Source organism: Planctobacterium sp. R6 (assembly GCF_055755215.1).
This window is the reverse complement of sequence record NZ_JBVTQY010000004.1, coordinates 190,668-208,515: the sequence shown is the minus strand read 5'-3', so window position 1 is coordinate 208,515 and position 17,848 is coordinate 190,668. Positions and strand designations below refer to the sequence as shown.

Genomic DNA, 17,848 nt, shown 5'->3' with positions numbered 1-17,848 from the left:
GCTGGACGACCATTGTCTTTACAGTACAGGTGAGCGACTTCATCACGAATGAAATCAAAATCAATCGCTGCATCGACAAGACGGACGAGATGGTCCTGAGGTACCAGCGATTCGATGTTGACCATTTCCAGTTGGATTTGATGAGGGGACGGGTCTTTGAGCATATTGAAATCTCCGATTTCTATATGCCTATTAGATCAAAGGCCAGGATCTGCGTCCAGGCCTTTTTCAACAGTCTGAAGCCGCACAAAGGCGGCTGTTTCTTCGGGGGATACTGGATTTGGATGTTTACCCTTATTTATTCAGTTTGGCATCCACACTGTAGCGTTTCGCGCCATTGATGGTTAGCACCAAAAAACCACCGGCGATGGCCAGATTTTTAAAGAAGTTCAGAAACTCCGCCTGGTCAGCAATATTGTTGTGAAAGATCAACGCTGATGCAATGGAAAATACTGCTAATCCCAGCGCAGCTAACCGCGTCTGAAAACCAATGATGATTGCCAGTGCGCCGGCAATCTCAGCAAATATTACCAGTGGCAATAAACCACCGGGGACACCCATCGCATCCATCCAGCCCGCCGTGCCTTCATAAGCACTCAGTTTGTTCATCCCTGCCAGTAAAAAAATGGTAGCGATTAACACTCTGCCAACCAGGTCGATTGAAGCAGCCAAAGCACCGTTTTGATTAAACGTTAAGATTTCAGTTTTCATGTCATTCTCCTCAGAATTTAGGTTTATCGTTGCGACAGGGATAATAATAGTTCGTTTAAATAAAAATAAAATCGCAATAAATAGCTTTAAAGATTCTAATAAATCGAATTTGTGAAGTTTGGTTTTATAGCAAATACCCTGTGAAACTTTTTAATCGGGCAACAACATTGTGTAAAATATTAATCTTCCGGGCTGTTAATATTGATGGTGAGATTGAGCAATGAAGTTTGTCGTTGTAATTGTTATTGTTTGTGCGGCGTTGTTGTTTATTCCTGAAATACATGATTTCCTGAAATTGCTCGCGGTGATGACGCTGTTGGTATGTATGAGTTTTGGTATTTTAGGGAAATTGCTATCCCTGCAAATAAAGCCATGCCCTAAATGTAATAAAATTCCTGACAAAATGAGTTATTCGTTGCAGGAATTTAACGCTTTTCAAGGCCCCTGTGCTCAATGCGGCTATAAGAAGTAGTTTTTAACAGCGGGTATTGGTCCTGATTGGAATAGCAGTGTCGATAATCTTTATCGACCGTCAAACCCTTTTAATTCCTCATCGGAAAACAGGATGAGCCAGCAGACTCAATAGGCTTTGTGGCAAGCTGAGAATTATCGCAAAAATCTTCGGCTTAACCTGTTGTTAACGAGGGAGTGCGGCATTTCGGGTAATAAAAAAGCAGCCCGAAAGCTGCTAATCATTGTGTTTGCAACGCAGAGTTACAGGGCGTAAGTGTCCATAAATAATTTCTTAATGCGTTCTTCATCTACCTTGAGGGCGGCCTGCATAACCGGCGCACTCTCCCATTCAGGCGACATCATTTTATCCAGTGGGGCAAAGGTGGTTTGTCCGTAGCACAGCGCATCGGTAGCCACTCTGAATCGCCCTTGTTTCATTTCGAACAACGTAGGATCAATCACGTAGGCCAGCGCCATGGCATCATGGAAATAACAGACTTCTTCGTCGCTGCTTTGGAAGACTTCTGAATAGAACTTGGCATAAAACTGCGCTGCCTGATGTACGAAGCCACCCAGCGTTGGGTTTACTTCGCCCAGTTTGGCCAGATACGCCTGGTTGTAAGATACGGCGTAGGTGACATCCAGACCTATCATAGTTAATGGCCAGTCTGCTGCGAATACGATATCAGCCGCATGGGGGTCGTTCCAGATATTGGCTTCGGCCACCGGCGTCACATTGCCTGGTACCTGTGCCGCACCGCCCATGATCACCACGCCTTTAAGCAGTTTGGTGATTTCCGGTTCCATTTTTAATACCAGGGCCAGATTGGTTAATGGTCCAATAGCGACCAAAGTGACTTCGCCAGGATATTGTTTTGCGGTATCGATAATAAACTGTGCTGAACTTCTGGGATCCAATGGCTTGTCGGACAATTTCGGGTGAATATTACCGAAGCCATCGTCGCCATGCACAAAGTGCGCGTAGCCTGATTCCGGACCAACCCAGGGCAAGCCCATGCCTTCACACACCGGAATATCTTTTCCGGCGATATCGCACAGGGTTACTGCATTTCTGGCTGCCATTTTAACCGGTACATTACCGAATACTGATGTTAAACCCAAAACATCCAGATCAGGAGACTGGAAAGCGAAAAAGATGGCCATTGCGTCGTCGATACCCGGATCGGTATCAATGATAATTTTTTCTGCCATGGTAATTCCTCAATAAAAGTGGTTCGTTACGCTTGCTCAGCCAAAAATGCTTCGACTTCTTCAAGGGTAGGAATAGATTGTGCCGCTCCAACTCGGGTAACGGCCACTGCTGATGCTGCACAGGCTCTGCGAATACATTGCTCCGCTTCATTTTCCTGCATGTAAGCGGCTAAAAAGAAACCGATAAAGGTGTCGCCTGCGGCTGTGGTGTCAACGGCCTTAACCTTAAAGGCCTCAGCAAAGGCGCTACTACTAGCTGATACCAGTTTGGCGCCCTTTGATCCCAGCGTGATAATCACTTCAGTATCCGGGAGATGTTGCTTAAACCAGGCTTCCATCGCTTCCAGTTCGCTGCTGCCGGTTAATGCTTCCGCTTCGACTTCGTTGACAATCAACAGCCCCAGCTTGTGTAACGGCAAACTCTTCACTGACTCGGTCATTGGCGCGGGATTAAAGGCCACCTTCAGATTTTTTTCATGGGCACTTTCAATAATATCAGCAATGGCATTGGTCTCGTTCTGGATTAAAACCCAGTCGCCTGCCTCACTATTACTCAGCGCCTGTTTGATCAATTCATCGGACAATTCGTGATTGGCACCGGCAAACAGAATGATGGAATTCTCGCCAGAGTCGGCCACCTGTATAATGGCATGACCGGTGGGTGTTTCGGTACCTCGAACGTATTTGCAATCTACCCCGGCCTTGATCAGTGTTTGCTTCATGGCAAAATCACTTTCTTCAATCAGACCCACGTGTTTAACGTCAGCCCCCGCCTTAGCTAAAGCGATAGACTGATTTGCTCCTTTACCGCCTAACAATTTTTGATAATTTCTGGAGGCGAGTGTTTCACCGGGTTGCACAAAATGCTCCACCTGATACACATGATCGATGTTGATGGAGCCAAAATTAATAATCGCCATACAATTTAATTATTTTCCTAAGTTTAAGTACTTACTGTAGAACATTTCGAGACGTTCAACTATGACAATTTGCCGAATTTAGCATAAATCCTGACCAGTTGGTCAAGTGCTGTGGGTGTTTAATTCTAATATTCTAATTATTGGAACGGTTTGGTCAAATTAATGTGATTTATTTTCATTTTAATGGAATTGATAATGTTCCCATCAAATCACGAATCAGGAACTTTATTATGATGCAATATCGACCTTCACACGAACGAGGCGGGGCTAATTTCGGTTGGCTGGAAAGCTATCACAGTTTTTCTTTCGGCAGTTATCACGATCCTAACCATACCAATCACGGCAGCTTGCGGGTGATTAATGAAGATTACGTGCAGCCCGGACAAGGCTTTGGTACGCATCCGCATCGCAATATGGAAATACTGAGTTATGTGATCGACGGCGCAATTGCCCACAAAGATTCAGAGGGCAATGAATATCAGGTGCCGGCGGGGGATTTTCAGCTAATGTCCGCCGGAAAAGGCATTACCCATAGTGAGTTTAATCCTTCTAAAACCCAGGCCTTAAACTTTCTGCAAATTTGGATAATGCCAAATGTCACTGAGACAGAACCCGGTTACCAGCAAAAAGCCTTTGTTCAAACCGAGAAGGCGCAGCTGATATTTTCCCCGGACGGTGCAGATGGCAGCTTGAATATCAAACAGAATGCCTGGTTGCACAGAGTCAGGTTGTCCGAAGGGGAGGATTTGTCTTATCCATTGGTTAAAACACCTGAAGCTTATATTCATATGGTGAAAGGCGAGGTGAGTATTAATCAGAGTCAGACGTTGCAAGCGGGTGATGGTTTGAAAATCAGTGCCGAAACTGAATTTGTTGCCAGGGCAAAAACTGATAATGTGGAATTTTTGTTGTTCGAGGTTTAATCGGGCCCTAAAAAAGCAAAAGAGCGGATAAATCCGCTCTTTTTCATTCCCAAAAATGTCGTCGTTCAGGGGTACCCAGAACCGTTCAGTTCAGGGCGGAAGTCTTATCGTCACCGTAGGCTTCATGGTACTAGCCAGGCTTGCTCAATAGCAACGCAACCAACTTCCTTGGATGTTAGCATCGGCTCGGGACATAACTGAACTAACAAACATCTCAGGAGCTTTTAGTTTAAAAGGAAATGAACAGTTTTACAAAGGGGTAAGGGTTCGTTTGCGCAGTTTTCACGCAAGCAATTGTAACTAGGTACGTTTTTCTTTCATTAATTGCGCTGCTTTGCTGGCAGCATCGGCAATGGCTGAACCCGGTGCCCGGTTTGCTTTCACGGAAGCGTCTTTAGCATTAACCATGGCCGAAGCCTGGCTTTGGGCCAGTTGTTCGTTAGCCACTTTGTCGCTGCTCTGTTGTTCGATAATGGTGCGGCAAAGGTTCAGCGCAGTCATCATAATGATGTCTTCACGGTTGGTGAGGCCGGACCCCTTTTTGGTGTTCAACAATTGCTGATTCAACATATCCTCAGTTTGTTTGAGCACGCTCTCTTCGCCCGAAGGGCAACGCACTTTGTATTGTCGGCCAAATAATGTAATAAACTGAGTTTTCGCTACTGCCATTGCGTTTTATCTTAAAAACAAACCACGTTTTTCTTGCTGGATAAGATCCTGATTGTGGATTAAGCCCTTTATCTTTGCAAGCCGTGATTTTGTATACGAGTTTGTCAGCCCGGATAGTTACAACTCTTTCTTATATGGTAGGATATGCGCAAATAACAAGGTGGAATTGTTTTGCAAGACAAAGAGTTAAGTTTTGAACAAATAGCCAATGATTTATTGGCCAATAAAGTGGCCAGTGATCCGTCAGAATTGCACGGCATTTTATGCGGTATGTTGTCCGGTGGCATGAGCCTGGACAATCAGGATTGGATCAACAGCCTGTCAGATTTTATTAATACCGGTGAGAAGTTTCCCTCCGAGGTTGAAACCCTGATTTACCAGGTTTTCGAAACTTCCTGTGAGCAACTGCTGGATGGGGAATTTTCCTTTCAGTTACTGCTTCCGGAAGATGTTGCTCCCATTATCGAGCGAGCGCAAAGCCTGATATCCTGGGTACAGGGTTTTTTGCTGGGCTTTGGCGTGCAGCAGGACGGTCAGCACAGCTTGTCGGCAGAAGTGAAGGAAGCGCTGACGGATTTTGCTGAAATCGCCCGTATGGACAGCGACATGCCGGAATCGGAAGATTCAGAACAGGCTCTGTTTGAAGTGGAAGAATATGTGCGTATATCCGCCATGCTGTGTTTTGGTGAGTTGGGTAAAACCGGCGAAACCGATTTGTCTTCCTTCAGAACCATCCATTAAGTTTTAATATGATCAGTATCAGCGAATATCAGGCCCGCCGACAAAAGCTGGTGGCGCAATTGCCCGACAACTCGGTGTTTGTATTGCCTTCTGCCACTGAAGTTACCCGCAGCAACGATACCGAATTTCTGTTTCGACAAAACAGTTATTTTTACTATTTCACTGGATTCACCGAGCCGGATGCCTGTTTGATTTTGAGTAATCTGGGTGGTGAGTATCAGGATTTAATCTTTTGTCGCCCCACTGATAAGCAGGCGGAGATTTGGCAAGGGCGCAGAGTGGGCGTGGATGCCGCTGCGGAAAAGCTGGGTATTGCTGAGAGTTATGATATCGCCGATTTACCCGAAGCCTTGTTAGATGTGCTGGATGGCAGTGAGCAACTGTATTTTTCCCTGGGTGATGACGCCGAGCTGGAGAATATGGTGTTAGGCGCTGTGGAGGCACTGCGCAAAGCGCCGAAACAATCAAAACAGGCGCCTATGTCAGTGGTAGAGCCCAAACCATTGATGGATGAAATGCGCCTGTTTAAATCTCCGGCGGAACTCACCATTATGCGTCAGGCAGCCAAAATTTCCGTGGCTGCTCACAAACGCGCGATGCGCTTTTGTGTGCCGGGTGCAATGGAGTATCAACTGGAAGCAGAAATTCACCACGAGTTTGCCATGCAGGGCGCAAGACAACCCGCCTATAACACCATAGTGGGGGCCGGTGATAACGCCTGTATATTGCATTACACCGAAAATGCCGATGTGCTGGAAGAAGGCGAGTTAGTGCTGATTGATGCCGGTGCTGAATTTTGTGGTTATGCCGCAGATATTACCCGCACTTTTCCGGTCGGTGGCCGTTTCAGTTACGAACAGGAGCAATTGTACAATCTGGTACTGAATGCGCAACAAGTGGCGTTGGATAGCATTAAACCGGGCAACACCTTGAAAGCTGCGGCTGATGCGGCTATCGAAGTGATTACGCAAGGATTAATTCGATTTGGTTTATTGACCGGCGATGTCGCTGAAAACATCGCAGCCATGAATCACCGGCAGTTTTATATGCATGGCTTGGGTCACTGGTTAGGGCTGGACGTGCACGATGTGGGCAACTACAAGGTAAATGGTGCCGAGCGGCCTTTTCAGCCGGGTATGGTATTAACGGTAGAGCCGGGCATATATGTAGCGCCGGATGCCGATGTGGAAGCGCGTTGGCGAGGTATCGGCATTCGCATTGAAGATAATGTGCTGATCACCGATTCGGGTTATGAGCTGTTAACCCATGGTTTACCGCGCACGGTTGATGAAATTGAGCAGTTTATGTCGCGCTAGCTCTAACCGAAATACAGAGAGATTCTCAGGTGGCAAAGCAACAGTTTGACCTCATTATTTCTGGCGGTGGCGCTACCGGCTGGAGTGTTGTCTTAGCGCTTCTGGCACAGTTACCTGTTACACCTCAAGAGGCAAAACTCAAAGTAGCGTTGATTGATAGCTTTGATAGCAGCAAGATAAATCCGCATCCAGGCTTTGATGCCCGCGCACTGGCGCTGTCGCAACAGTCACTGCGCTATTTCCAGCAAATGAACATTGCCGATGTGATAAAGCACAGCGGCACAGCGATTCATCGTATTCATGTGAGCGATCGCGGCGCAGCGGGTCAGGTGGTGCTGGATCATCAGTCTTATCATGAGCAGGAGCTGGGGATCGTTATGGAAGCCCAGCAGTTGGGGGCCATTTTACTCAATGCGGCCGAATCACAACTGGCGCAATCACCCTATATTGATTTTCTGCGCCTGCAACCCGACAGAATTATTAAAGCTGACACCCATCGCAACCAGGTGCAAATCGAAACCGAAGGTGGACACTCGCTGGAAACCAAATTATTGGTGCTGGCCGAAGGCAGTGCCTCAGAAAGCAAGCAATGGTTTAACATGGACACCCATGTTAACGAGTATCAGCAACATGCCATTATCGCCAATGTTGTCACTGAAAATTCCCCCGATAATACCGCTTTTGAGCGCTTCACCGCGGCTGGCCCTCTGGCCTTTTTACCCATGACAGAACAGCGTAGTGGCGTTGTCTGGTCGGTTGATTCTGCAGATGTTGAACGGGTTATGGCAATGTCAGATGAGGACTTTCTCAGCGCCTTGCAAACTCAATTTGGCTGTCGATTAGGCAAACTGGTGAAAACCGGAAAACGGCAGGCTTATCCACTTAAACTAATCACCACGGATGATGCTGTTTGCCATCGGGTTGTCTGTGTTGGCAACGCCTCTCAAACTTTGCATCCCATTGCCGGGCAGGGCTTTAATCTTGCCCTGAGAGATGCCTGGCAGCTGGCTGCGCATGTTAGCCGTAGTAAGAACAACAACGAAGATGCAGGAAGCTTTCGGCTATTATCGGCATTAAAGCAGGCGCGTAAAAAAGACCAGCAGCAAACAATCCGATTAACGGATTCTCTGGTGTATCTTTTTTCAAATAATAACCCCTTACTGACCGCTGGCCGCAATGCAGGATTATTGCTAATGAATAATTTCAGCTTTTTAAAAGATAATTTTGCCCGGGTAGCCATGGGACAACAAAGCGGAACAGAATAATGGTAAAACAAAAAGATATCGTTATTGTTGGAGCGGGTATTGTCGGACTGACATGCGCACTTGCCATGGCTTCATCCGGGCTGAATATTGCGGTTGTGGATGCTGCGCCAATACCCGGCAAACCAGAAGGTGAGGCGGATCTGAGGGTCAGCGCTATCAGCAAAGCCAGTCAACGGATTTTTGAAAGACTGTCGGTGTGGCAACACCTTGACGTAAAGCGAATCAGGCCTTACACCGAAATGACGGTTTGGGAGCAGGATAGCTTTGCCAAAATCGGTTTTTCAGCTCAGCAGGTGTACAGTGATGACTTGGGGCACATTATTGAAAATCGCCACCTGACGTCTGCGCTTGTTACTGCGGCGCTACAAGTGGCGAATATTGAACTACTGTTTGAAAGTGCCATCGATAAAATATCACTGAGCGACAGTACCCAGGTGGTGCAACTGCAAAATGGGACATTGTTGACCAGCCGTTTGGTAGTGGGTGCCGATGGTGCCAACTCATTGGTATGCAAAGCCGCGAACTTTGCGCAAACCTGGTGGGACTACGAGCAAACCGCCATTGTGGCCACCATAGAAACTGAACTACCCCATAATAATGCCGCCCGCCAGGTATTTACGCCCAGTGGTCCATTGGCTCTGTTGCCATTGTGGCAGGATAATCAGTGCTCTATTGTATGGTCGCAGGATAGCGATAAAGCAACAGAGTTATTGGCCATGGATGAGCAAGCCTTTGCTAAATTGTTGGCCGCGACCTTCGATATGCAGGCGGGCCAGGTAAAACTTGTCTCTGAACGTAAATCTTTTCCGCTTAAAATGCGCTACGCCCGGCAATGGCTGACCGATGGTGCCATGGTTATTGGTGATGCTGCGCATACTATTCATCCCCTGGCAGGACAGGGGGCTAATCTCGGCATTTTGGATGCAGCGGCATTAGCTGAACGGATAAATGAGCTGGTGACGGTAGATAAAGACTTTGCCGCTGTGCGTCAGCTTCGTCCCACTGAGCGCTGGCGTAAGGCCGAAGCGGCAAAAATGACTGCCACTATGGAAGCATTTAAACGTTTGTTTTCGGATGACCAGCCGGTTAAAAAGCTGTTGCGAGGTGCTGGTATGTCACTGGTGAATGAAATCACACCATTAAAGTCTGACATTATCCGTCAGGCGATGGGCCTATCCGGCAAGCTGCCAAAACTGGCGCAAAGCTAGAGGTTTTTGTTTATTCACTGTTTTTAAACTCAGAAAACAAAAAGGCCAGCGAATTGCTGGCCTTTGTCGTTATAAAATTGATTTATTTTACCTTCATGCCGGGCTGAGCGCCTTCATGAGGTTCCATTATCCACAAGTCTTTGCCACCAGGTCCTGCGGCTAATACCATACCTTCTGACATGCCAAAGCGCATCTTGCGCGGTGCCAGGTTGGCCACCATCACCGTCATTTTACCTACCAGGTCTTCTGGCTGGTAAGCACTCTTGATACCAGCAAACACCTGACGGGTTTCACCACCCAGGTCGAGTTCAAAGCGCAACAGCTTGTCAGCACCTTCGACGTGTTCGGCTTTAGCAATGCGCGCCACGCGTAAATCCACTTTCGCGAAATCAGCAAATTCGATAGTGTCTGCTATCGGATCTTTAGCTAACGGGCTGTTGGGATCCAGCGTGGTTTTCGCCTGTAAATCTTCTTTCGATGCTTCTACCATCTTCTCTACCTTTTCCGCATCGATACGTTGCATCAATGCTTTAAATTTATTGATTTCATGGCCTAACAGTGGTGCTTCAATACCTTGCCATGTAAGTTCGGTATTCAGGAACTGCTCGGTTTTTTCTGCCAACACTGGCAATACCGGCTTCAGCCAGGTCATCAGAATACGGAACAGATTAATACCTAACGAACACACCTGATGGGTTTGCTCCTGAAGCTCCGGATCTTTAATAGTCACCCAGGGAGACTGCGCATCAATATACTGATTCGCTTTATCGGCCAGTGCCATGATGTCGCGAATAGCACGGTTGTACTGACGAGACTCAAATGATTGCGCAATACCTTCCGATGCGGCCTGGAATTCTTTAATCAGGGCATCATCCGACAAGGTTTCGGCCAACTTACCGTCAAACTTCTTGCTGATAAAACCGGCACAACGACTGGCAATATTCACTACCTTACCTACCAGATCGGCATTGTTCTTTTGCACAAAGTCTTCAAAGTTTAAATCGATGTCAGTAACACCATCATTCAACTTAGAGGCAAAGTAATAACGCAGATATTCCGGCTCCAGGTGATCAAGATAGGTGCGCGCCTTGATGAACGTACCTTTCGACTTTGACATCTTGGCACCGTTCACCGTCACAAAACCGTGCACATTAACGCCGGTAGGTTTGCGCAATTCTGCTGCTTCTAACATGGCAGGCCAGAACAGACAGTGGAAGTAGGTGATATCTTTACCGATGAAGTGATACAGCTCGGCGTCGGAATCTTTATTCCAGAAACTGTCGAAATCCAGATTGTTACCGGCACAGAAGTTCTTGAAGCTGGCCATGTAACCCACAGGCGCATCTACCCAAACGTAGAAAAACTTGTTGGGTGCACCGGGAATTTCAAAGCCAAAATAAGGGGCATCACGGCTGATATCCCACTGTTGTAAGCCTTGCTCAAACCACTCCTGCAGTTTGTTGGCAATTTCTGCCTGCACGGATGAGCCATTCAGCCAGTCCTGCAGCATGTCTTGAAACTGTGGTAAGTCGAAGAAGTAGTGCTCAGAGTCTTTTAATACTGGCTCGGCACCGGATACCACAGATTTTGGATTCTTTAATTCGGTAGGGCTGTAGGTTGCACCACAGCTATCGCAGCTGTCGCCATTTTGGTCTTCGGCGTTGCATTGCGGGCAGGTACCTTTGACAAAACGGTCCGGCAGGAACATTTGCTTTTCGGGATCGAACAACTGACTGATGGTGCGTTGCTTGATAAAGCCGCGTTCTTTGGCGCGTAAATACACCATTTCACACAGCTCTTTGTTTTCTTCAGAGTGCGTGTTGTGGTAGTTGTCGTAGGACACTAAAAAGTCCGCCAGGTCTTGTTGGTGCTCGGCCTGGGTGCGGCGCACCATTTCTTCTGGGGTAATACCAAGCTCTGCCGCTTTTAACATGACAGGAGTGCCGTGGGCATCGTCAGCGCACACGCTGTAGCACTCGTGGCCACGTAGTTTTTGGAATCGCGTCCAGATGTCTGTCTGGATGTGCTCAAGCAAGTGGCCAAGGTGAATCGAACCATTGGCATAGGGCAAAGCACTGGTTACCAGAATTTTACGAGTTTCTGTGGTCATGATTACCTGAAATTGTTACTGGATAAAGAGGGCGAGAGTTTACAGAAAAAAGCCGCTGATTTCATCACAGAATATGGGTTGATTTCAGGTAAATCCGGCGAAGTTACTCTGCTCAAACAAAACCGGTAACAAAAATCAGTTGACGCAGCGCCATTGGCATTTGATCATTGCCCCAACAATCCACTGAAATAAGAGATCTCAAGCGAATGAGGCTTTGCGACAAGGACATAATCAAACACCTGAATGAGGGTTCCATCAAAATTTCCCCGGCTCCCACAGATAACATGGTGAGTGGTGTGACGGTAGACATTCGCTTGGGCAACAAGTTTCGGGTGTTTGAGGATCATCAGGCGCCCTATATCGATCTCAGTGGCCCCAAAGCCGAAGTAGCCGCGCAACTAGAAGCGGTGATGAGCGATGAAATAGAGCTGGAAGACGGCAAAGCGTTCTTTTTACACCCTGGAGAACTGGCGCTGGCGGTTACCTATGAATCAGTAACCTTGCCCGCCAATATCGTAGGTTGGTTAGATGGTCGCTCATCGCTGGCGCGACTGGGTTTGATGGTGCACGTTACCGCGCATCGCATTGATCCGGGCTGGTCAGGCAATATCGTGCTGGAATTTTTTAACAGCGGTAAATTACCCCTGGCGTTGCGCCCAAAAATGAAAATCGGTGCATTGAGTTTCGAAGTGTTATCCGATTACGCCGAGCGTCCTTACAATGCCCGTCTGGACGCCAAATATAAAGGCCAGGACGGTGCTATCGCCAGCCGCATCAGCGATGATGAAAAGGGTGAATCCTAACGTCCCAAACTCGAATATCGGGCAAACTATTCGGTTTGCCTGCACCTTTGTTTTACTGCTTTTGTTATCTGCCTGTGCCGCCATAAAACCAGTGCAGGTTAACTTTCAGCCGCAGAGATACGATCATTACTTTCCCGGTTTTGAGGCAACAGACATCGTGCCTGATGCCCAGATATTCTGGCTTAATAACGACGCTAAAGCGTACGTGCGGGAACGTGCCGCATTAGCGGAAACTACCGATGACAAAGCCTTAGCTTTAATCAATGACCTGTTTTCACCCTCACAACTGGCACTGGATTATGTTTATGGTGCCAATACCGTGGCCCAGGAAACCTTCGACAATGGCACGGCAAACTGTTTAAGTTTAACTATATTGGCCTACGCCATGGCCGAGGAGGCCGGGTTGGAAGTGAGTTTTCAGGAAGTGTTTGAAGACGAATCATGGAATCAGGCAGGAGAGTTTGATTTAGCCAATGGTCATGTCAATTTACTGATTGCCCGCAAACCCCGGTTTTCACAGGTGCCCGGTCTGCCATCCAGAAAGCTGACCTACACAGTGGATTTTTTTCCGGAATCCCGCGAAGGGCGGGTTAAAACAAAACAACTCAGCCAGACCGCTATCAAATCATATTTTTATTCCAATCTCGGAGCTAAAGCACTCATCGAAGAAGACTACAACAAAGCATGGGCAAACTTTCGACAGGCACTGTTGTTGTATCCCCGAGACTCTTCAGCCTGGAATAATCTGGCGTTACTGCTAAGCCGTAAGAGCGCCAACTCTGAAGCCGTGGATGCCTTTAAAGTGGCGACAGAATTGCGCCCCGATAATTACACCGCATGGGAAAATTTGGCAGGCTTATACCGCAAGATCGACAATACCGAAGATGCTGACCAGATAAGTCAGCGCCTGACGAGGGTGCGCAACAAAAACCCCAATTACCATGTGCGCATGGGTAACCGTTATCTGGTAAACGGTGAGTACGAACAAGCTGAAAGCGCCTTTTATGCAAGCCTCAGGCTGCAACAAAACAACCATTACGCCTGGTTTGGCTTAGCCAGAGTGGCAGCAGAGCAAGAGGATGAGGAATCAGTCAGGCGCTACCTCAACAAAGCCAGAGAAACCGCTAATAGCGAAGGTTTTGCGCGGCGCTACAGCCGTAAACTGCACGCCCTTAATGCGAGCCTTTGAGTTTTTCGATTTGTTGCCACAGGCTTTCTGCCTCAGCGGTCAGCAGCGAATAGCTTTTTATATCGCCACGCCGTTGCGCCAACATGGCACTCTCCAGCTTGTCGTCGTATTGCTTACGCAGCTTTTTCACAGGATCAGATTTAAATAAACCAAACATCAGTGCACCTCAACTTTTATACCGTTTTACTGAACGAACAGGCCAGAAGTTCACTTCCAGTAACTGATTTGATGATTGTTTCAGCAGTCGAATGTAACAATGGGCATTAGTGTTTGCAATTCAAAAATTTTTGAGTAATATGTGCGGCCTTCGGTCGGTGTGTGGCGCAGCTTGGTAGCGCACTGTCATGGGGTGTCAGGGGTCGGAGGTTCAAATCCTCTCACACCGACCAATCTATATCTATAGTAATCAGAAAGTTACAGATAATGACCCCAATATATGTAGCAAATGAAATTCTGATAATTTAAACCATGTAGCATATATGTAGCTTGGTTTACTCTTACATAATTTCGGCTCTACCCCATAAACGGGGGATCAGCATTCATCTTGTTCTATTGATTATTCCATCCCAACCACAATGAGTCATTACTCTTAACCTGTAATTTTCGGATCTACCCACTTAACGGGTCATCTAGCAGAACTTCTAACGTAATTAGGGCGGTTGTTTTTAATATCTTCGAAGCGACCAACTCAATTCACTACTTTTTAAAAAATGTAACAGGTTGCAAACACTGCAAGTAGAAGAGTTCAAAAAAAATTATTTAATGAAGACTTAATCAAAACTGAATTAATTTTCTGGCATGTAAGCTTCTTTAATTTGAGATATTTTAGAAAAAAAATTGTTAAATGACTCTAGATGTTCTGTAGAAGATATCCTTTTTATTAGTTCATCAAAGTATGTCTTAGACATTATTTCCTTAGGATTGCTTTTGCTATATTTTACACGCTTTTCAACAAGTGCCGCTCTAATATAGGCTTCGTGGAATTGGGAATGTGTGAATCTATCTGAGTAGTTACCCATCTCTTCTGGGTCATTTAAAACTACATTGTAATATTGCGAATATCTGCGCATTTTATCAGTGCTAGGTTGCCTCGATATTACTTTTTTATTGCCAAGCAGCGTCGTCTCGAAACATCGTTTCTGCACAATCACATGACATTCAGTATTTTCACTTAAATTAGCGCTCGTAACCTTTTCAATAACCTCTTTTTCTCGTTCTTCAACGCTACTTTCATCGCAATCTAATACAACTAAGAAAAAGTTAATATCACCAGCATCGTTTATATCCGACACTGAATTTGAAATATGGTTTAGTATAGAAGGATAGCCTTGCCCGGAAAATAAAAAAAAGCCGTGTTCACTTTTTTTAAAATCATCGTAACTAAGGTGTTGTTCAATACCGGGGATTAGAATTTTTAGCCACTTAGGGTAAACTTTTTTCTCAGTGCTATTCCCTTCTACTAAGAAATACATCTTCATTAATCTGCTCCGTGCAGATAAATGTCACTGTTTATAAGCTGAAGGAATTTATCGTGCTTACTTGTAGATTCCGATATTGCTTCCGCATATTGAGTTGATATACATCCACCTTTTCTTGTCACTATTCTCCAAAACTTAGCAGGAATATTATTAATGATTTTAGGGTGGTGAGTGCTTAAAACAATTTGAGAATCATTGTCCTGAATATAACTAAGTATTTCAGGAAGGCAATTTACACCTAAGCTATTCTCGATTTCATCAATAACTAACACTTCATTTCCAGAAGAAAATAAAAGTTCGGCTAAAATTGTCAATGTTTTGAACATGCCTGATGACATTGATCCTTGATTTACTTTTGTCCCACAAATAAGTTCAATTTCTATGTGAATTCCATTTTTGTTTTTGTTTGGAACGCCTCCTCGGATGCTATCGAGTAGCGAAATTTTTACTTTTTTTACATTGGGAAATATATTGCTATAAATAAACTCGAACTCTTCAAACGCGCTCGGGTCATACTTACTTGCATAGTAAAGTTTCTCTCGGCAATTTAATTCTGGATACTTTTCAGTAAGGCCAATAATACCCTTTTTGCCGGTATTAATCAGAACGTTTACTGTTGATTCAGACTTAATATAAACCAGCGGAATTGATCGTAAATCAGTAAACTCACGAGAGTGACTTGATGCAATTTTTATTGAAATCAGTGAAGAGTAAACTTTTTCGATAAGGTTATCGTCTCTAAAGACGTATAGTAAACTTTTGTGTTTCTCTATTTGTGGAAGCTTCTCGCCATTATATGTGATTACGTTATCATTTCGTTTAAAGACTTCTTTACCATCGATAGTAAGACGTTCACTCTCTACTTTCGCAACATCCTCATCATCATCTTCATAATTTTCGTCTGACTGTATTTGTTCCACTTCACTGGAAAATTTTCCCTGCCATCTAATATCTCGATGCTCATTGTCAAAAAATTTTAAGTCCCATTCATCGCCAGGTGAAGAGAGGCCTTTCGCAATACCCACTACCGTGGCCAAAGAGTCCATTATTGTGGTTTTACCTGCGCCAGAAGTACCTACAAAAATAGTAAGGTCTGAAAAAGAGGTTTCTTCAATACAAAGCCCGTTAATGTCGTCTTTAAAAAACAAGCTTTTGATTATCATTTTACTAAAAATCCTTTATTAATGTGGTTCGAATGACTCGAGCATTCATTAGAAAGTTATATTTTATCTAACTCTGTTGACTCACTAGTCTGCATCTTAATTGCCCATCGCTCAAGGACTATGAGTCGTTTATCCATATATTCCTGCAAATTGTAAACTTATTGAGCACCTTGAAGTTGATGGTTCAGTATTTTTTCAACCACTATCGGATCGGCTCCGATATTAGCATCGCCCAACCTCGTCGCAAGTGTTCGACGTAAGTCATGAGGTACAAACTTAGGGACACCCAACTGGTCAAGTTTTCTGTTTACAGCTCGCGATAGCGAATGCTTGTCTCAACCCGCTCTAATCAATCAACTTGCCGTTTTTAAAGGTCATTTTTACCTTTTTCAGTGTTGCCAGATCGGTAACAGGGTTATCTTGTACTATGACTAAGTTCGCTTTTTTACCGGGTGCAATTGAGCCTGACCGGGCATCAATGTTTAACAGTTTTGCTGAATTGAGCGTGGCGGCCTGTATAACTTGCATCGCAGAGAGGCCGATTTCAGACTGCAGGAATAGCATTTCGTCAATCAGCGAAGGATAGTCTGCCCAGTAGTTTAAGCGGTTGTCTGTCCCTACAACAAAGGGCACACCTTTCTGGAATGCGGCTTTTGCCGCTTTTATCCCATTACTGTAAACAAATTCGGAATTGTGGTCTGCAAAGGTGGTGATGGTGGCATCCAGGTAGATGTTTTTAGCTGCCATGTCGTCCAGTACACTATTAAACACAGGGTTTTGTAAATCGATTTCAAAATCGCTATAACGTGCTGTTGCTGCTGTCGGTTGTTGATTGTTGGAACTCCAGGCAAGCAAACTGGCATGAGACACACTGGAAATACCCGCATCGACCAGTTCACGCGGTTTTACCGGAATAACTGCGGCGTGTCCCCAGGTGGGCAGTCCGATTTTTTGTGCCGCATTGATTACCTGACGGGCCTGTTCTCCCGTCAGGTCGCCATAAAGCTTCAGACCTGATGCACCTGTACCGGCTGCCTCTGCCACCACGGCCTGAAAATCACTGCTGTCTGTAACTTGCCGCATCCAGGGCACCTGACCTGGAATGAGTCCTTTCGCTGATGCATGTGTTCGGGGATCTGAGAAGAATGATGCGCCGGAAATTAACGCAGAATAATAAATATCGGGGGCGGTGATTTCATCCAGCATGGCCTGACGGGCTAAATAGCTCAGCTGTCTGACATCTCCTGCCATGTCTCTTACGCCGGTTACCCCTTTTTTTGCTAGAAAGCTCAGCCGTTTTTTAACGTCTTCAATATTGTCGTAAGAGGACGGGGAGGTTGCCAGATGCACATGCATATCAAACAAACCCGGCAGGGCATAATAACCTGCCAAATCAATGGTGGTAGTGGCTTGTTGTGCAAAATCTTTAGGGTCGTCACTTATGGCAAGTATTTTGTCACCGGCAATTAATACCGAGTGCTTTTTTAGCAATACTGAGTTTTCAACATCTACGATATTGAGGTTTAACAACAGAGTTTTATCGAGGTCTTTGGCACTGGCAATGCCTGAAAAGGTCAAAACCAAAATGCTGATAAAAAGCAGTGTTGTTCTGAGATATTCCCTGTTTTTGTTGGCCTGACGATTCATCAATGTTCCTCTGCTGATACTGCGCATGTAATGTTAATTT

17 protein-coding genes, 1 tRNA gene and 1 other RNA gene are annotated in these 17,848 nt (G+C 45.6%); 8 read left to right on the top strand and 11 right to left on the bottom strand.

Going from position 1 to position 17,848, the window contains the following annotated elements; all coding sequences use genetic code 11:
- From AC0J20_RS04810 to AC0J20_RS04795, 4 genes are all read right to left on the bottom strand, one after another.
- A partial coding sequence (locus tag AC0J20_RS04810) for a transposase (RefSeq protein ID WP_473020833.1) occupies nt 1-164 on the bottom strand: 164 nt, incomplete at its 3' end.
- A 130-nt stretch (nt 165-294) separates the two neighbouring features.
- Nucleotides 295-711, bottom strand: a complete 417-nt coding sequence (locus tag AC0J20_RS04805) for a DoxX family protein (protein ID WP_473020830.1) — start codon at nt 709-711, stop codon at nt 295-297.
- 714 nt (nt 712-1,425) lie between these two features.
- Nucleotides 1,426-2,376: a nucleoside hydrolase gene (locus AC0J20_RS04800; protein ID WP_229529020.1), complete on the bottom strand. Its 951-nt coding sequence runs from the start codon at nt 2,374-2,376 to the stop codon at nt 1,426-1,428.
- A gap of 26 nt (nt 2,377-2,402) precedes the next feature.
- Nucleotides 2,403-3,296, bottom strand: a complete 894-nt coding sequence (locus tag AC0J20_RS04795; protein ID WP_473020829.1) for a ribokinase — start codon at nt 3,294-3,296, stop codon at nt 2,403-2,405.
- A gap of 230 nt (nt 3,297-3,526) precedes the next feature.
- Here AC0J20_RS04795 and AC0J20_RS04790 point away from each other — a divergent pair, with 230 nt between their 5' ends.
- Nucleotides 3,527-4,219 carry a pirin family protein gene (locus AC0J20_RS04790; protein WP_473020828.1) on the top strand — a complete coding sequence of 231 codons (693 nt, stop codon included), beginning with the start codon at nt 3,527-3,529 and terminating at the stop codon, nt 4,217-4,219.
- A 42-nt stretch (nt 4,220-4,261) separates the two neighbouring features.
- Here AC0J20_RS04790 and ssrS read toward each other — a convergent pair.
- Together ssrS and AC0J20_RS04780 are read right to left on the bottom strand one after the other, a co-directional pair.
- Nucleotides 4,262-4,443: non-coding RNA, 6S RNA (gene ssrS, locus AC0J20_RS04785), on the bottom strand.
- A 76-nt stretch (nt 4,444-4,519) separates the two neighbouring features.
- Nucleotides 4,520-4,888: a cell division protein ZapA gene (locus AC0J20_RS04780; RefSeq protein WP_473020827.1), complete on the bottom strand. Its 369-nt coding sequence runs from the start codon at nt 4,886-4,888 to the stop codon at nt 4,520-4,522.
- A gap of 171 nt (nt 4,889-5,059) precedes the next feature.
- Here AC0J20_RS04780 and AC0J20_RS04775 point away from each other — a divergent pair, with 171 nt between their 5' ends.
- The 4 genes from AC0J20_RS04775 to AC0J20_RS04760 are packed head-to-tail and all read left to right on the top strand — an operon-like array spanning nt 5,060 to nt 9,418.
- Complete coding sequence (locus AC0J20_RS04775; protein ID WP_473020826.1) at nt 5,060-5,629, top strand: UPF0149 family protein; 570 nt, start codon at nt 5,060-5,062, stop codon at nt 5,627-5,629.
- An 8-nt stretch (nt 5,630-5,637) separates the two neighbouring features.
- Nucleotides 5,638-6,945 carry a Xaa-Pro aminopeptidase gene (gene pepP / locus AC0J20_RS04770; protein WP_473020825.1) on the top strand — a complete coding sequence of 436 codons (1,308 nt, stop codon included), beginning with the start codon at nt 5,638-5,640 and terminating at the stop codon, nt 6,943-6,945.
- Nucleotides 6,946-6,974: 29 nt separating this feature from the next.
- Complete coding sequence (ubiH, locus tag AC0J20_RS04765; protein ID WP_473020824.1) at nt 6,975-8,210, top strand: 2-octaprenyl-6-methoxyphenyl hydroxylase; 1,236 nt, start codon at nt 6,975-6,977, stop codon at nt 8,208-8,210.
- Complete coding sequence (locus AC0J20_RS04760) at nt 8,210-9,418, top strand: FAD-dependent oxidoreductase (protein WP_473020823.1); 1,209 nt, start codon at nt 8,210-8,212, stop codon at nt 9,416-9,418. The genes ubiH and AC0J20_RS04760 overlap by 1 nt, the downstream gene beginning before the upstream one ends.
- Before the next feature lie 82 nt (nt 9,419-9,500).
- Here the strand turns inward: AC0J20_RS04760 and metG are convergent, their stop codons facing one another.
- Nucleotides 9,501-11,528, bottom strand: coding sequence for a methionine--tRNA ligase (gene metG, locus AC0J20_RS04755; RefSeq protein WP_473020822.1), 2,028 nt, complete (start codon nt 11,526-11,528; stop codon nt 9,501-9,503).
- 206 nt (nt 11,529-11,734) lie between these two features.
- Here metG and dcd point away from each other — a divergent pair, with 206 nt between their 5' ends.
- Both dcd and AC0J20_RS04745 read left to right on the top strand, forming a co-directional pair.
- Nucleotides 11,735-12,331 (top strand): dCTP deaminase, encoded by a 597-nt coding sequence (dcd, locus tag AC0J20_RS04750; RefSeq protein WP_229529011.1) that lies wholly within the window; start codon nt 11,735-11,737, stop codon nt 12,329-12,331.
- A complete protein-coding gene (locus tag AC0J20_RS04745; RefSeq protein WP_473020821.1) occupies nt 12,321-13,520 on the top strand; it encodes a tetratricopeptide repeat protein in 1,200 nt (399 codons plus the stop codon). The genes dcd and AC0J20_RS04745 overlap by 11 nt, the downstream gene beginning before the upstream one ends.
- Here AC0J20_RS04745 and AC0J20_RS04740 read toward each other — a convergent pair.
- Nucleotides 13,504-13,677: a DUF6435 family protein gene (locus AC0J20_RS04740; protein WP_229529009.1), complete on the bottom strand. Its 174-nt coding sequence runs from the start codon at nt 13,675-13,677 to the stop codon at nt 13,504-13,506. The two genes, AC0J20_RS04745 and AC0J20_RS04740, sit on opposite strands and share 17 nt — an antisense overlap.
- A gap of 155 nt (nt 13,678-13,832) precedes the next feature.
- Between AC0J20_RS04740 and AC0J20_RS04735 the strand changes: the two genes are divergently transcribed.
- Nucleotides 13,833-13,909: transfer RNA gene (locus AC0J20_RS04735), tRNA-Pro, on the top strand.
- 396 nt (nt 13,910-14,305) lie between these two features.
- Here the strand turns inward: AC0J20_RS04735 and AC0J20_RS04730 are convergent.
- From AC0J20_RS04730 to AC0J20_RS04720, 3 genes are all read right to left on the bottom strand, one after another.
- On the bottom strand, nt 14,306-14,998 hold the full coding sequence (locus tag AC0J20_RS04730) for a hypothetical protein (RefSeq protein WP_473020820.1): 693 nt from the start codon (nt 14,996-14,998) through the stop codon (nt 14,306-14,308).
- A complete protein-coding gene (locus AC0J20_RS04725; RefSeq protein ID WP_473020819.1) occupies nt 14,998-16,161 on the bottom strand; it encodes an AAA family ATPase in 1,164 nt (387 codons plus the stop codon). The genes AC0J20_RS04730 and AC0J20_RS04725 overlap by 1 nt, the downstream gene beginning before the upstream one ends.
- A 345-nt stretch (nt 16,162-16,506) precedes the next feature.
- The gene (locus AC0J20_RS04720; protein WP_473020818.1) at nt 16,507-17,808 is read right to left on the bottom strand and encodes an amidohydrolase family protein; all 1,302 of its coding nucleotides are present in this window, start codon (nt 17,806-17,808) and stop codon (nt 16,507-16,509) included.
- Between the last annotated feature and the right edge of the window lie 40 nt (nt 17,809-17,848).